At 57.4% G+C, this 13,348-nt stretch carries 15 protein-coding genes; 10 read left to right on the top strand and 5 right to left on the bottom strand.

The genetic code is table 11. The features are described 5' to 3' along the window. Positions 1-100 precede the first annotated feature (100 nt). The 5 genes from WNY39_RS06220 to WNY39_RS06200 all read left to right on the top strand — a co-directional run bounded on the left by WNY39_RS06220 (position 101) and on the right by WNY39_RS06200 (position 4,202). A complete protein-coding gene (locus WNY39_RS06220; protein WP_342844775.1) occupies positions 101-478 on the top strand; it encodes a rhodanese-like domain-containing protein in 378 nt (125 codons plus the stop codon). A 450-nt stretch (positions 479-928) separates the two neighbouring features. Continuing rightward, entirely contained in the window at positions 929-2,605 is a 1,677-nt protein-coding gene (gene rpsA / locus WNY39_RS06215) for a 30S ribosomal protein S1 (protein WP_341234047.1), read from the top strand. A gap of 271 nt (positions 2,606-2,876) precedes the next feature. Further along, positions 2,877-3,161: an integration host factor subunit beta gene (gene ihfB, locus WNY39_RS06210; RefSeq protein ID WP_176249680.1), complete on the top strand. Its 285-nt coding sequence runs from the start codon at positions 2,877-2,879 to the stop codon at positions 3,159-3,161. After that, positions 3,161-3,511 carry a LapA family protein gene (locus WNY39_RS06205; RefSeq protein ID WP_341234048.1) on the top strand — a complete coding sequence of 117 codons (351 nt, stop codon included), beginning with the start codon at positions 3,161-3,163 and terminating at the stop codon, positions 3,509-3,511. Before ihfB ends, WNY39_RS06205 begins: the two co-directional genes overlap by 1 nt. Before the next feature lie 34 nt (positions 3,512-3,545). Beyond that, the gene (locus WNY39_RS06200; protein ID WP_342844774.1) at positions 3,546-4,202 is read left to right on the top strand and encodes a phosphoribosylanthranilate isomerase; all 657 of its coding nucleotides are present in this window, start codon (positions 3,546-3,548) and stop codon (positions 4,200-4,202) included. Here the strand turns inward: WNY39_RS06200 and kdsA are convergent. The 5 genes from kdsA to WNY39_RS06175 form a co-directional block, all read right to left on the bottom strand. Next, the gene (gene kdsA / locus WNY39_RS06195; RefSeq protein WP_341234050.1) at positions 4,199-5,032 is read right to left on the bottom strand and encodes a 3-deoxy-8-phosphooctulonate synthase; all 834 of its coding nucleotides are present in this window, start codon (positions 5,030-5,032) and stop codon (positions 4,199-4,201) included. The two genes, WNY39_RS06200 and kdsA, sit on opposite strands and share 4 nt — an antisense overlap. Beyond that, on the bottom strand, positions 5,029-6,786 hold the full coding sequence (locus tag WNY39_RS06190; protein WP_342844773.1) for a capsule biosynthesis protein: 1,758 nt from the start codon (positions 6,784-6,786) through the stop codon (positions 5,029-5,031). Before WNY39_RS06190 ends, kdsA begins: the two co-directional genes overlap by 4 nt. Beyond that, positions 6,764-7,423, bottom strand: a complete 660-nt coding sequence (locus tag WNY39_RS06185; protein ID WP_341234052.1) for an ATP-binding cassette domain-containing protein — start codon at positions 7,421-7,423, stop codon at positions 6,764-6,766. The genes WNY39_RS06190 and WNY39_RS06185 overlap by 23 nt, the downstream gene beginning before the upstream one ends. A 227-nt stretch (positions 7,424-7,650) precedes the next feature. Continuing rightward, complete coding sequence (locus WNY39_RS06180) at positions 7,651-8,568, bottom strand: cation diffusion facilitator family transporter (RefSeq protein WP_342844772.1); 918 nt, start codon at positions 8,566-8,568, stop codon at positions 7,651-7,653. Then, entirely contained in the window at positions 8,540-8,923 is a 384-nt protein-coding gene (locus WNY39_RS06175; protein ID WP_342844771.1) for a MarR family transcriptional regulator, read from the bottom strand. Before WNY39_RS06175 ends, WNY39_RS06180 begins: the two co-directional genes overlap by 29 nt. A gap of 110 nt (positions 8,924-9,033) precedes the next feature. Between WNY39_RS06175 and WNY39_RS06170 the strand changes: the two genes are divergently transcribed. From WNY39_RS06170 to WNY39_RS06150, 5 genes are all read left to right on the top strand, one after another. Continuing rightward, the gene (locus tag WNY39_RS06170; protein WP_342844770.1) at positions 9,034-9,621 is read left to right on the top strand and encodes a uracil-DNA glycosylase family protein; all 588 of its coding nucleotides are present in this window, start codon (positions 9,034-9,036) and stop codon (positions 9,619-9,621) included. Then, positions 9,614-10,399 (top strand): SseB family protein, encoded by a 786-nt coding sequence (locus WNY39_RS06165; RefSeq protein ID WP_342844769.1) that lies wholly within the window; start codon positions 9,614-9,616, stop codon positions 10,397-10,399. Before WNY39_RS06170 ends, WNY39_RS06165 begins: the two co-directional genes overlap by 8 nt. 10 nt (positions 10,400-10,409) lie before the next feature. Further along, complete coding sequence (locus WNY39_RS06160) at positions 10,410-10,955, top strand: N-acetyltransferase (protein WP_342844768.1); 546 nt, start codon at positions 10,410-10,412, stop codon at positions 10,953-10,955. Positions 10,956-11,049: 94 nt separating this feature from the next. Next, entirely contained in the window at positions 11,050-11,874 is an 825-nt protein-coding gene (locus WNY39_RS06155) for an MBL fold metallo-hydrolase (protein WP_342844767.1), read from the top strand. 40 nt (positions 11,875-11,914) lie between these two features. Next, the gene (locus WNY39_RS06150) at positions 11,915-13,336 is read left to right on the top strand and encodes an FAD-binding oxidoreductase (RefSeq protein WP_342844766.1); all 1,422 of its coding nucleotides are present in this window, start codon (positions 11,915-11,917) and stop codon (positions 13,334-13,336) included. The last annotated feature ends 12 nt before the right edge of the window (positions 13,337-13,348 follow it).

The following is a 13,348-nucleotide window of genomic DNA, read 5'->3' as shown; positions in this document are numbered from 1 at the left end:
AATTCCGCGACAATGGAACGGTATGAGAAACTGGCGCGTTCTTACAGTGAACGCCGCGATATCCAAGAACACGGCACACCGAATTATAAGGATCATCCCAATGAAAACCGCACAAGATTACCTAGATGCTGCTAATGCAGTTGTCCCGAAAATGGATGCTAAGGACGCGATTGCCAAACACGCCGAAGGCAATGGCGTGTTTATCGACGTCCGCGATTCATCTGACATTGCAAACAGCGGCACCATCAAGGGCGCGCACCGTGTGCCACGCGGCATGATCGAATTCCGCGCTGATCCGAAGGTAGAGGCGCTGTACAACCCGATCTTCCAAAAAGACGCCGAGATTTATTTGATCTGTGGTGCAGGCGGTCAGGCGGCGCTGTCGGGCAAAACTTTGCACGATATGGGCTATACCAACGTGACCAATATCGGCGGCTTTGCCGGCTGGAAAGACGCGGGCGGCCCGACTGAGGCCTAAGCCAACACCCTCTGTGCTCGAACGCGGGCGCAGAGGTTTACCTTTTCTACCGAAGCACTGCCTGTATGCGCCTCCAAGTTAATTCTGGAGGCTTTTTTGCTTCGGAGGATGGGGAATTCTTCGGGGTATAGTACTGCACCGGCCTTGCGCCCTATATTTTCCCGTCATTTCAAGGTAGCGCTTCGATCAAGGTCGAGAGGCTTGAAAAGCATACTCTCTCAGCTGCAAGCGGATGCCTAACCACCCTTGCCATTCGCGGAAAACAGGCCTATACGCGCGACTGTCTAAGGGGCGGATACACGTTTCGGGCGCATTATATCAGGCAGGGTCGGTTTTATCCGGCCCTCTTTGCTTTGCGTACGGAATCCATCACGGACGACATTTTTAATCACAGACCGGCGGAGACAACCGCGCGGCCAGAAACCAAATGCTAAAGGAAAATCAAGCTACATGGCTATGAACTCAATGGAAGACTTCGAAGCACTTTTGGAAGAAAGCTTTGAAATGGACACGCCCGAAGAGGGCTCTGTTGTCAAAGGCAAGGTAATCGCGATTGAAGCGGGCCAAGCCATCATCGACGTAGGCTACAAAATGGAAGGCCGCGTCGAGCTGAAAGAATTTGCCGAGCCAGGCGAAGCTCCCAAAGTTGAAGTCGGCGACGAAGTCGAAGTGTTCCTTCGTCAGGTCGAAAACTCCCGTGGCGAAGCTGTTATCTCTCGTGAGATGGCGCGCCGTGAGGAAGCTTGGGACCGTCTGGAAAAAGCCTATGCAGCAGAAGAGCGCGTTGAAGGCGCAATCTTTGGCCGCGTTAAAGGTGGCTTTACTGTTGATCTGGGCGGCGCTGTTGCGTTCCTTCCCGGTTCGCAAGTCGATGTGCGCCCCGTGCGCGATGCTGGCCCATTGATGGGTCTGAAGCAGCCGTTCCAGGTTCTGAAAATGGACCGTCGCCGTGGTAACATCGTTGTATCGCGTCGTGCGATCCTCGAAGAATCCCGTGCCGAACAGCGTGCCGAAGTTATTGGCAACCTCACCGAGGGCCAAGAAGTTGACGGCGTCGTCAAGAACATCACCGAATACGGTGCGTTCGTTGATCTGGGCGGTGTTGACGGCTTGCTGCACGTCACAGACATGGCATGGCGCCGTGTGAACCACCCATCCGAGATCCTGACAATCGGCGAGACCATCAAGGTTCAAGTCATCAAGATCAACAAAGAGACGCACCGCATCTCCTTGGGCATGAAGCAATTGCAAGAAGATCCATGGGATCTGGTTGCTGGCAAGTACCCACTGGAATCCACGCACACCGGTCGCGTTACCAACATCACCGACTACGGTGCATTTGTTGAGCTTGAGCCCGGCGTTGAAGGTCTGGTGCACGTGTCCGAGATGTCTTGGACCAAGAAAAACGTACACCCCGGCAAAATCGTGTCCACTTCGCAAGAAGTCGAAGTCATGGTTCTGGAAATCGATGGTGCCAAGCGCCGCGTTTCCCTTGGTCTCAAGCAGACCATGCGCAACCCATGGGAAGTGTTTGCAGAAACACACCCTGAAGGCACCGAAGTCGAAGGCGAAGTCAAAAACATCACCGAATTCGGTTTGTTTGTTGGCCTGCCAGGCGACATTGACGGCATGGTTCACCTGTCCGACCTGTCCTGGGACGAACGTGGCGAAGACGCCATCCAGAACTACCGCAAGGGCGACATGGTTCAGGCCGTTGTGTCCGAAGTCGACGTTGAGAAAGAGCGCATCAGCCTCTCGATCAAAGGTGTTGGCGGCGACAAGTTCGCAGAAGCAGTGGGCGGCGTTAAGCGCGGTTCCGTTGTAACTGTGACAGTGACCTCCATCGAAGACGGTGGCATCGAAGTCGAATATGAAGGCATGAAAGCCTTTATCCGTCGCTCCGATCTGTCGCGTGACCGTGCCGAACAGCGCCCCGAGCGTTTCTCGGTTGGTGACAAGGTTGATGTTCGCATCACCAACGTTGACACCAAAGCGCACCGTTTGGGCGTGTCGATCAAAGCACGTGAAATCGCAGAAGAGAAAGAAGCAGTCGAGCAGTATGGCTCCTCTGACTCCGGTGCATCCTTGGGTGATATCCTTGGTGCCGCTCTTAAGGGCGACGAATAAGCCTAAGCGCTTAATTCGCAAAATTACGGGGCCTCGCAATGCAAATTGCGGGGCCCTTTTTCATGCGAATCGGGGTGGCCGTGTTAGGGGCTGTCAGGTGGTTAAGGATGGGTTTAATACCCTCAAAGCGTGATTATGGTGAAAAAATGACCATAAATCAGCGGGTTCGCGCTGGTAAAAGCGCCAATGGTTGATTTGTGAGACTTCACGAACGCGTTGGAGTTGGTATAGTCAGCTGAATAATAAAACGCATCGCGGGGGAGAATTTTACATGATCCGGTCGGAACTGATTCAGAAAATCGCAGACGACAATCCACATCTTTACCAACGTGACGTGGAAAGAATTGTGAATACCATCTTTGAAGAGATCACAGGCGCGATGGCCCAAGGTGATCGTGTCGAGCTGCGCGGATTTGGCGCGTTTTCTGTGAAGAAACGTGATGCCCGTGTGGGCCGGAACCCTCGCACAGGCGAAACAGTTCATGTAGAAGACAAGCACGTGCCGTTCTTCAAGACCGGTAAGTTGCTTCGTGATCGTTTGAACGGGAATTCCTAATGCGTTACGTCCGCTACCTTTGCATTGCGATCTTTGCCTTGGCATTGATCGCTGTCGCCTTGGCCAACCGGTCAATGGTGTCGCTCAGGCTGTTGCCAACAGAGGTGTCGGGCTTTTTCGCGATGAACCCCGAAATTAACGTGCCGCTGTTCATTGTGATTTTGGGCAGCATTATTGCTGGCCTGTTGGTGGGGTTCGTCTGGGAATGGATCCGCGAATATAACCAACGTGCCGAAGCCGCGCGTCAGGCCCGCGAAATGCGACGTCTTGAGCGCGAGATTGCGCGCCTGAAGGGCGAGAAATACGAAGGCCAAGATGATGTTCTGGCCTTGTTGGATCGCGCCAGCTGATTATCTGTCTGTTCTGGCGACCCAAGGAAATTCAATGTCGACAAAAGTGCATGTAAAGTTCTGCGGTCTGCGCAGTGCCGCTGATATTGCGGCGGCGGTGGCCGCGAATGCCCGCTATGTCGGGTTTGTCTTTTTCCCCAAATCCCCTCGCAACGTCAGCTTTGAAGAAGCGACCGCGCTGGCGCTGGAGGTGCCTGACGGCATTTGCAAGGTCGCCCTGACCGTAAACGCGGATGACGCGTTTCTGGATGCCCTGCTGGCCGTTGTGCCAATCGATATGTTGCAGCTGCACGGCTCCGAGACCCCTGCGCGCGTGCGCGAGGTCAAAGTACGCTATGGCCTGCCAGTGATGAAGGCCGTGGGGGTCGCGGATGCGGGTGATCTGGATCAGCTCGATCAATACATGGCTGTAGCGGATCAGATATTGGTCGATGCAAAGCCGCCCAAGGGGGGCGATCTGCCCGGCGGGAATGGTTTGGCGTTTGACTGGCGTTTGATTGCCGGTCGGAAATGGCCCAAGCCGTGGATGCTGGCAGGGGGGCTGACATCCGAAAACGTGGCCGAGGCCGTGCAGATGACCGGCGCGCGTCAGGTTGATGTGTCATCGGGTGTGGAAACGGCACCCGGCATCAAGGACGCAGGGTTGATCGCGGGCTTCGGCCAAGCGGCGCAAAAGCCCGCGAAAGTTTAGATTTCGATCGGGTCGGCCTTGGCCAGCGCATCAAACTTCATCAGCGATGCGATCAGCGCTGGCATTTTATCCAGATAGATCATGTTCGGGCCATCCGAGGGCGCATTGTCGGGGTCTTCGTGCGTTTCGATGAATACCGCGCCCACACCAATCGCGACGGCAGCACGGGCCATGACGGGCGCAAACTGACGTTGCCCGCCGCTTGATCCGCCCATGCCACCGGGCTGTTGCACCGAATGGGTCGCGTCCATCACCACGGGGTAACCTGTGGCAGCCATCTGGGGCAGGCTGCGCATGTCGGCGACCAAAGTGTTATAGCCAAAAGACGTTCCGCGTTCGGTCAGCATAATGCGTTTGTTGCCGGTCGATTCGATCTTGGTCACGATATTGGGCATTTCCCACGGGGCCAGAAACTGACCCTTCTTAACGTTCACGACCTTGCCGGTGTTGCCCGCGGCCAACAGCATATCGGTTTGGCGGCACAGGAAGGCGGGGATTTGCAAAATATCGACCGCCTCGGCCGCAATGGCGCATTGCGCTTCCGTATGCACGTCGGTCAGAACAGGCACGCCGTTGGCTTTGCCGACGGATTGCAGCACACGCAAACCTTCCTCGATGCCCAAGCCACGCTTACCGCCCAGCGAGGTGCGGTTTGCCTTGTCATAGCTGGCCTTGAACACATATTGCGCGCCAACGGCATCGCAGGCTTCTTTCATCTGGCCGGCGATCATCTGGGCGTGCGTTTCGCTTTCCAACTGGCAAGGGCCCGCGATTACGGTCAACGGGCGATCATTCCCGATGACGACATTACCCACAGTGACTTGGATCATTTTGTTACCTGTTCCTTAAGGATCGACGCGGTCAGCGACAGCATGAGGTAGATGCCCGCAAAGATCAGGAATGTCAAAATCGTGTTCTCGAACTTGCGCGGATAAGAGGCCGATTGCGACGCAACAGGGCGCACCGCGATGGTCAGATAGCGGACCTGACGTTGTGCTTCGGTGCGGGCCTGTTCCATCTGTGTTTGCGACGATTGCAGCGCCATGTCCGCCGCTGCAAGGTCGGCCTGCGCCAGTTGCAGGCTAACCGCTTGCTGCGCCAGTGAATTGGTGCCCTCGGTTGCGTTGTTCATCCGCTCGTTCAGCCGCTCAAGCTGCACGCCAATACGTCGCACGTCGCCTTTAACACCATCTACTTTGGCTTGATTGGGCCGTGGGTTGTCCATCAGGGCCGCCAGCTCAAGCTCTTTTTCAAGCAAAACCGTTTCATAGGTGCTGATCTGGCCGCGGATCGACGCGATCACCGCCTCGGGGTCCACGCCGTTTTCAACTTGCAACTTGATCAGCGCCTCTTGCGCGGCGCGGCGCTGGTCGACGGTTTGCTCATAGGCGATCCGGGCATCGCGCATCCCGTCTTCACGTTTTTGCTGCGACAGGCCGTTCACGCGCTCTTCTGCATAGGTCAGCAGGTGTTCGGAATACACGGCCGCGACTTGTGGATCGGCAGCGACGACCTCCATGCGGATCATGCCTTCGGTGGGGTCGTAGCCGATTTTGACGTTCTTTTTATAGAATTTATACGCCTCTTCGTTCGAGGCCTCAGGGTCCAGCCGCTGGATCGGATCAATGCTATCCTGCGAGAAATGCGAGACGAACCCGACATCTTTGTTGAGGCGCAGCATCGCATCCTTGGACTGTAGATAGCTTTGGGTGGCGATACTGTCGGCCGAGTTCGCAAATTGCGTCGGCAGCAAGCCGCCCAAGGGACCAACCCCGCCACCGCCTTCGTTCTGGATGATCAGGAACTGGCTTTCTGTGGCGTACATGGGGGTGGCGACGTTGTAGAAATAATAGCCGCCCATAATCGTGGGCAGGCCGACGAAAAACATCAGACGCACCACAAGCAGCATCATTTTACGACGACGGCGGCGGCTGATATCTGACTGAATGTCAGAAATCTCGCGCATCCGACGTTCCATCGGATTAACCTCGGTCGAGGGTAGGTTGCCAGCAGCACCGACGGGCACGGTTTGCGGCAGTTGCACCCGATCGGTGCCGGGGTTACCGCCCGCTTGTGGCACGACCAGCTCTAGCATGTTGGAACGTTGGAAGGGGTCAATACCCGCATCCCGCAGCAAGCGCACCGCGTCGAAATCCGAGGTCGGGGCCAGCCCGTGCTTTTGGGCCACGCGGCGGGCCATTCGCAACTGGCGGCCAGTCAGCCCTTCGCGCCGGATCGCGTCAATGTCTTGTTCGCCCCTCACCTGAGTTGAGGAGGAAACCTCGCCCGTTTGTGGTGGTGTCCGGGGGGGCGTTGCCGCCGATGGTGTGGCCTGTGTGGCGGAAGGGGGGGCTGATGGCTTCGCTGTCGACTGCGTCGCCTGATCCGCAGATGCAGATGCCGGCGTGGCTGATGGCTGCTTGGGCGTTGGCTGGGCCGCTGGCTTGGCAGGGCTTGCACTGACGGGGCGGCGGCGATCAACGGGGGCCTCGCCGTCACCTGACGGCGCGGCTTTGCTGGGGGCTGCAGCTGCCGGAGTGCTTCGCTTGATGCGAAATTTTCTAGCTTTGGGTTTCGTAGTCATAAACCTGCTTAGCCTCTTCCAGCGTGTCGAATAAGTGAAGCTTTCCGCCCAGTAGCACGCCAGCGGAGCGCGCATATTTCTCAAGCGTCTCTGCCTGGTGTGATACGATAATGATGGTCGTCGTGCGCAGCCGCTCTCTCAGGATTTCGCCGGCTTTGCGGTTGAACTCAACATCTGTTGTGCTCGGCATGCCTTCGTCGATCAGATAGATATCGAAATCCAGCGCCAGCAACAACGCAAAGGAAAACCGCCCGCGCATGCCGGCGGAATAGGTGCCAACCGGCTGATCGAAATATTCACCCAACCCGCACAGCCAACGGCAAAAGCTTTCCACATAGTCGGGGTCCAACCCGTAAAGCCGCGCAATATAGCGGGCGTTTTCCATGGCCGAAACCTTGCCAACAACCCCGCCCATAAAGCCAAGCGGAAAGCTGATTTTGCAGCCGCGCCGGATTTCGCCTTCGTCGGCTTTTTCCAGACCTGCCATCATGTTGATCAGGGTCGATTTTCCGGTGCCGTTTGGTGCCAAGATCCCCAACGAATTACCCAATTCCACACGGAATGACACATGGTCCAGAATGACCTTGTGCTGTGTGCCCGTCCAAAAGGACTTGGATACATTGTCGAATTCCAGCATGACTGCTCCGGTTGCGCCGAAAGATGTTGGCTCCTCCTTGTAGGCCGGAGGTATCGCCGTCACCTATCGGATGAATTAGGCCATATTATGTCGCATCGTGAAACAGATGTACAACCAAGACTGCCGCGCCGGACCCGCAGGTTTGCGTTTGCGGCGATCACAATCTGGCGCGCGGCTATATCTATATCTTCTGCACCCGGCTTTGGCTAAGGCGTGGCCTGTACCCGTTACGGAGGCAATCGTTCGTGGCCAATAATTAAGGGATCGATACAGCGGTCCGTTTCGGTCTCAAGCTCCAGCGTGGTGTGGTGCAAATCAAAGCTTTGCAGCAGATGTGCTTTTATGGCTTTTCGCAGCACGCCGGCGTCGGTTCCTGCCGCCGCGACGATATGCGCGTCTAGGGCATTGCCATGCTCTTGCATGATCCACAGGTGCACATGGTGCACATCAATGACACCGGGCACCGACTGCATCGCGGCAATGACATCTTCGGTTTCCATGCCTGCGGGCCGTGCCAGCATTAAAATGCGTGCTACCTTGGGCAGTTCCGTGGCCGATAACCAGAGGATGTAGCCCGCGATCATCAGTGTCACCAGCGGATCAACCCACGTCCAGCCGAACAGCAGAACGAGCGTACCCGCCACCATGACCGCCACAGACCCCAAGGCGTCGGCAACATTGTGCACGAACGCCGCGCGAATGTTCACGCTGGATTTCGACGCGCGATAGGTCAACGCCGCTGTGCCTATATCGACCAGCAAGGCAAACCCCGCCACTGTAACGATAATCCACCCCGTAACCGGTTCGGGTTCGGCAAATCGCATGATGGCCTCATAGGCCAGATACAGCCCGATCACGATCAGGGTGGTATAGTTGATCAGGGCGGCCACGGCTTCGATCCGGCCATAGCCAAAGGTCATATCCGCATTCGCCGGACGCCGGGCAATTTTGCGGGCCCCAAAGGCGATGATCAGCGAAATGGCATCGCTAAAGTTATGCAAGGCATCGGCGATAAGCGACAGGCTGCCCGAAACCAAGCCGCCAACGATCTGCGCCAGCGTCAGGCCAAGGTTAATCGCAACCGCTGCGGCGATTTTGCCGTCGCCCGCATCGGGGTCAACGTGATGATGATGAGCGTGTGACATCGGGCGCTTTCTGAAGGTGAGAATGATCGGGGCAGGGGGCATCGGCGTCTGCGCAGCATTCAGTCAATAAAAACTGCGACATTTCGTTGATCGCCGCATGGGCGACAGCGGCGCAGATGATATTGCGCCCTTGTTTTTGCTGCTGCACCAGACCGGCGGCGACCAGTAATTTCACATGATGGGTCAGCGTTGATCCGGTGATGGTCGATCTTTCGCCAAGCGCGCCAATCGTCAGCCCCTTTGGGCCAGCCCGCACAAGGGTGCGCATCACGTGCAAACGTTGTTCTGACCCTAGGGCCGCAAAACGTGCAGCGGCAAGAGTGAGGTCGGAAGGGGGCGGCGGTAGTGTTTCCATGTTTTTAGAAATATCGAAATGAAGGTTCGCGTCAAGATCATTTCTATAAATATCGAAATGAATTTACCCATCCAGATTGAAACCTGCGTTTACGCTGTTATCTCGGATATATGACCGACATCCGCCCCCAGTTGCGCGCCTGTACCCTATGTGCCGACCGCTTTGCCCAGACGGCAACGGCGCATCGGCCCAATCCGGTGGTCTGGTTCCAGCCGGGTGCACGTTTGCTGATCGCATCGCAAGCACCAGGGGTGCGCGTACATGTTGCGAACACGCCGTTTTGGGATGAGTCGGGCAAGCGCCTGCGCGACTGGTTGGGGCTGGACGAAGACGCCTTTTATGACCGCAGCCGCGTGGCAATCATTCCGATGGCGTTTTGCTTTCCCGGCTATGATGCCAAAGGCAGCGACCTGCCGCCCCCACCGATTTGCGCCAAAACATGGCGGGCAGGGGCCTTGGCGACCGTGCCTGACGTGCGGCTGACGGTGCTGATTGGCGGGCACGCCATGCGCTATCATTTGCCGGGTTTCACCACCGTGACCCAAGCCGTTGCCGATTGGCAAAGCCATCCGCCGGGCGTCTTTGCCTTGCCACATCCGTCTTGGCGCAATACCGGTTGGCTCAAGAAAAATCCGTGGTTCGAGGAAAACGTTCTTCCTGAGCTGCGTAAAGCTGTAAGGGATGTGATGCATGACTGACCCAACACCATTGGACACCGCACATGCCGCTATGATGGCGGATGATGGGGACGATACCGCGCGTTTGCGTTTTTATGAACGCATGGCTGATGTGGAGCTGTTCATGCTGCTTGAGGACGAGCCCGACGATGATCAGGTCAGCCCGGTGTTGCTGCAAGATGCCTATGTCCTGGTTTTCGATCGCATCGAACGGCTGGCCGCTTATGTCGGCCACGCGGCCCCTTATGTGGCGCTGTCGGGGCGGGCGATTGCTGGTATGCTTGAAGGGCAACCCCTTGGCATGGCCGTGAATATGAACGTCGCACCGTCCGCCATTTTATTGCCCGACACTGCCGTGGCGTGGCTGCGCGATACGCTGGCCCATACGCCCGGGCAGGTCGAGGCCAAAATCACCCGCGTCATCCCGCCCAAGGGGCTGCCCGAAACCCTGATCGCCGCGATTGACGCCAAGCTGGCCACCGCCACCGGCATGGCTGCGGGGGCTTGGTTGGTCGGCGTCGAATATGAAGGCGGCGCTCGCGGGCATCTGCTGGGATTTGTCGGCGCGATCCCGCGTGCCCAAGATGCGCTGGTGCGTGCCGCCTCCGAAGCGTTAACGTTCTCGGGGATCGAAGCGGGGGCCATGGACGTCGGATTTTTCGCGCCCTCTGACCCGACTGTCGAAAAGCTGTCCAAGGTGGGCCTGCGTTTCGATCTGCCCCAAATGGAACCCCTGCAAAAGACCCCCCGGATGGAGGCACCGGGGTCTGACCCGTCAAAGCCGCCGATCTTGCACTAGAGGTGATGCCATGAAGCTAGAGTTCACATCAGATTTCGCGGGCCGGGAGGCCGAGATAGCGCGGCTATGCACCGACAGCTTTACGGTGTCCGATAGTGTTGAAGAGGGCAGGTTGGTTGGCCAACTCGTTCGGGCCTTGATGGATGACACCCCGCGCGATGACGTGATTATGTGGGCGGCGTTGGAGGACAACAAAGTCACCGGCTGCGTGTTCTTCTCCCGCCTGCGCTTTGATGGTGACGACCGAACGGTTTTCATCATGGCACCAGTGGCCGTGAAAACGGAATCCCAAAACATCGGCGTAGGGCAGAAAATGATATCGCGGGGGCTGGAGGATCTGCGCCAAAGGGGCGTTGATTTTGCCCTCTGCTATGGCGATCCGAACTACTATATCAAAACCGGCTTTGAACCGATCAGCGCAGACATGGCACAGCCGCCGCTCACCCTCAGCATGCCATTCGGATGGTTGGGTCAGCCGCTGTCGACCAAAAGTGATTGGCCGCTGGTCGGCCCGTCACACTGCGTGCCCGCGCTCCACAAACCGGCGCTTTGGTAGCCCTTTAGCCAGGCCTTCGGGCATCCGGTCCCATAATACCTAACGACAGACGGCACATTTGCGGTATCCTTTTGAGATCAAAGGAGGTCCGCCCATGTTGTTTCGTTTGATACTTGTACTGTCGTTGCTGGCCCCGATGGCCCATGCGCAGATAGAAACCCGCACCCCCAGCCATTGCATCGCTTTGGCAGAGGCAACGCCGGGGATGGAATATCTGACCCTCGCCAACCTGCCCGATGTCGCGACTGAAACGGTGCATTTACACTATATCGCCCATGCCAGTTTCCTGATCCGCAGTCATGGCGGGCTGAATATGGTGACGGATTTCACCGGGTTCACGGGCACGCTGCCGATGATCCCCGATGTGGTCACGATGAACCGCGCCCATGAAAGCCATTTCACCCAATCACCCGACCCCGCGATCCCGCATGTCCTGCCCGGCTGGGGTGAATTTGGCCAAGGCATCGATCATTCTTTGGATTTGGGCGAGGTTCTGATCCGCAATGTGTCTACCGATATCCGGTCGCAATTCGCGGGGGTCGAGGTCAAAGGAAACTCGATCTTCATCTTCGAGATGGCAGGCCTGTGTATTGGCCATTTGGGGCATCTGCATCACGAACCGGACGCGGCCCAATATGCGGCCATCGGGCGGCTTGATGTGGTGATGGCCCCTGTTGATGGCGGTTATACGCTTGATCTGCCCACCATGATCCGCATTCTAAAACGTCTGAAATCATCGGTTGTGATCCCCATGCATTGGTTCTCAGACTTTGGGCTCAGCGACTTTCTAACGGCCATGTCGGATGAATTCACGGTGATCAACGTCGAAGGGCCCGCATTGCAATTGTCGCGCGATCGGCTGCCGTCACGGCCCACGATCATGGTGCTGCGCCCGCAATATTTACGCAGCGACAATTAAGCCGCTTGCAAGTTTTGTGCGTCAGCGCGATCAATGCACCATGAAATTAAACGCCGCTGATCCCGCATTCGAGGCCGCCTTGCGCGCCGATCTTCCCTCTGACGTGTTTCGCCCCGTCGAGCCGCGATATCTGGAAGAACCGCGTGGCCTCTATACCGGGCAATCCGCCATTCTCGCGCTGCCCCGTGACGTGCAAGAAGTCGCAACCCTGATCCGCCATGCAAATGCTGCGCGCGTGGGCGTGATCCCTTATGGCGGTGGCACCGGGCTGGTCGGGGGGCAGGTCGCGGAACATGGCCCCGCCCCGCTGATCCTGTCGCTTGAGCGGATGAACAAGGTGCGCGCCGTCTACCCGGATGAAAACGTGCTGGTGGCCGAGGCGGGCGTGATCTTGTCGGATGTTCAGGATGCCGCCGAGAATTCAAACCGGTTGTTCCCGCTCAGCTTGGCCGCCCAAGGGTCGGCCCGTATCGGTGGCAATCTGGCAACAAATGCCGGGGGCACCGGCGTCTTGCGCTACGGCAATGCCCGCGATCTGTGTCTGGGGCTCGAGGCGGTTCTGCCGGACGGGAAAATCTGGAACGGTCTGACCCGGCTGCGCAAAAACAACACCGGCTATGACCTGCGCCATTTGCTGATCGGGGCCGAAGGCACCTTGGGCGTCATCACGGCCGCAGCTCTCAAACTGTTCGCGCGCCCTGCCAAATCAGGGACGGCGTTGCTGGTGGTAAAATCACCTGCCGCGGCTTTGAAACTGCTTTCAATGGCGCGGGATCAACTGGGCGAAATGGTCAGCGCCTTTGAGATTGTGAACAAAATGGGATTTGATTTCCTTGTCGAAACCATGCCCGAAGTGCGCCAACCTTTCGATACGCCGCCTGAATGGTGCGTCTTGATTGAACTGGGCCTTAGCGGTGATCTGGACCCCGCCACGTCGCTCGAAACCCTGTTCGAACACGCGATGGAGGCTGATCTGGTCACCGACGGGCTCATCGCGCAAAGCCAACAGCAATCAGATGATTTCTGGGCAATCCGCGAAATGATCCCCCATGCGAACCGCAAGGTGGGCTCGGTCTCAAGCCACGACATATCTGTACCGCTAGGGGCCATCCCCGAGTTTATCTCCAAAGCCGGTGAAAAGATCGCCGCCTTGGGAGATTTCCGCATCAACTGCTTCGGCCATGTGGGCGATGGCAACCTGCACTACAATATCTTCCCAGCCGTCGGACGATCACGTCAGGATCACGAGGCCGAGCGCGAACAGATCAAAACAACGATCCACGATCTGACCCACGCACTTGGCGGATCTGTCAGTGCCGAACATGGGATCGGCCGTCTCAAGGTCAAAGACCTCGAACGCTACAGCGATCCGGCCAAACTCTCCGCCATTCATGCGATCAAAGCGGCACTAGACCCCAATGGCATCATGAATCCCGGCGTGATCGTTCCCACACCAAGCTAACCCGTATTCTCT

The sequence above is a fragment of the Sulfitobacter sp. AS59 genome (genome assembly GCF_038899995.1).
In the GTDB taxonomy this organism is placed as follows: domain Bacteria; phylum Pseudomonadota; class Alphaproteobacteria; order Rhodobacterales; family Rhodobacteraceae; genus Sulfitobacter.
This window is presented reverse-complemented; position numbering and strand designations above follow the sequence as displayed.

Excerpts from the sequence above, each read along its gene's own strand:
- rpsA (WP_341234047.1), top strand. The coding sequence starts at position 929 with ATGGCTATGAACTCAATGGAAGACTTCGAAGCACTTTTGGAAGAAAGC.
- WNY39_RS06160 (WP_342844768.1), top strand. The coding sequence starts at position 10,410 with ATGAAGCTAGAGTTCACATCAGATTTCGCGGGCCGGGAGGCCGAGATA.
- WNY39_RS06220 (WP_342844775.1), top strand. The coding sequence starts at position 101 with ATGAAAACCGCACAAGATTACCTAGATGCTGCTAATGCAGTTGTCCCG.
- WNY39_RS06185 (WP_341234052.1), bottom strand. The coding sequence starts at position 7,423 with ATGCTGGAATTCGACAATGTATCCAAGTCCTTTTGGACGGGCACACAG.
- WNY39_RS06180 (WP_342844772.1), bottom strand. The coding sequence starts at position 8,568 with ATGTCACACGCTCATCATCATCACGTTGACCCCGATGCGGGCGACGGC.
- kdsA (WP_341234050.1), bottom strand. The coding sequence starts at position 5,032 with ATGATCCAAGTCACTGTGGGTAATGTCGTCATCGGGAATGATCGCCCG.
- WNY39_RS06205 (WP_341234048.1), top strand. The coding sequence starts at position 3,161 with ATGCGTTACGTCCGCTACCTTTGCATTGCGATCTTTGCCTTGGCATTG.
- WNY39_RS06155 (WP_342844767.1), top strand. The coding sequence starts at position 11,050 with ATGTTGTTTCGTTTGATACTTGTACTGTCGTTGCTGGCCCCGATGGCC.
- WNY39_RS06200 (WP_342844774.1), top strand. The coding sequence starts at position 3,546 with ATGTCGACAAAAGTGCATGTAAAGTTCTGCGGTCTGCGCAGTGCCGCT.
- WNY39_RS06190 (WP_342844773.1), bottom strand. The coding sequence starts at position 6,786 with ATGACTACGAAACCCAAAGCTAGAAAATTTCGCATCAAGCGAAGCACT.
- ihfB (WP_176249680.1), top strand. The coding sequence starts at position 2,877 with ATGATCCGGTCGGAACTGATTCAGAAAATCGCAGACGACAATCCACAT.
- WNY39_RS06170 (WP_342844770.1), top strand. The coding sequence starts at position 9,034 with ATGACCGACATCCGCCCCCAGTTGCGCGCCTGTACCCTATGTGCCGAC.
- WNY39_RS06175 (WP_342844771.1), bottom strand. The coding sequence starts at position 8,923 with ATGGAAACACTACCGCCGCCCCCTTCCGACCTCACTCTTGCCGCTGCA.
- WNY39_RS06150 (WP_342844766.1), top strand. The coding sequence starts at position 11,915 with ATGAAATTAAACGCCGCTGATCCCGCATTCGAGGCCGCCTTGCGCGCC.
- WNY39_RS06165 (WP_342844769.1), top strand. The coding sequence starts at position 9,614 with ATGACTGACCCAACACCATTGGACACCGCACATGCCGCTATGATGGCG.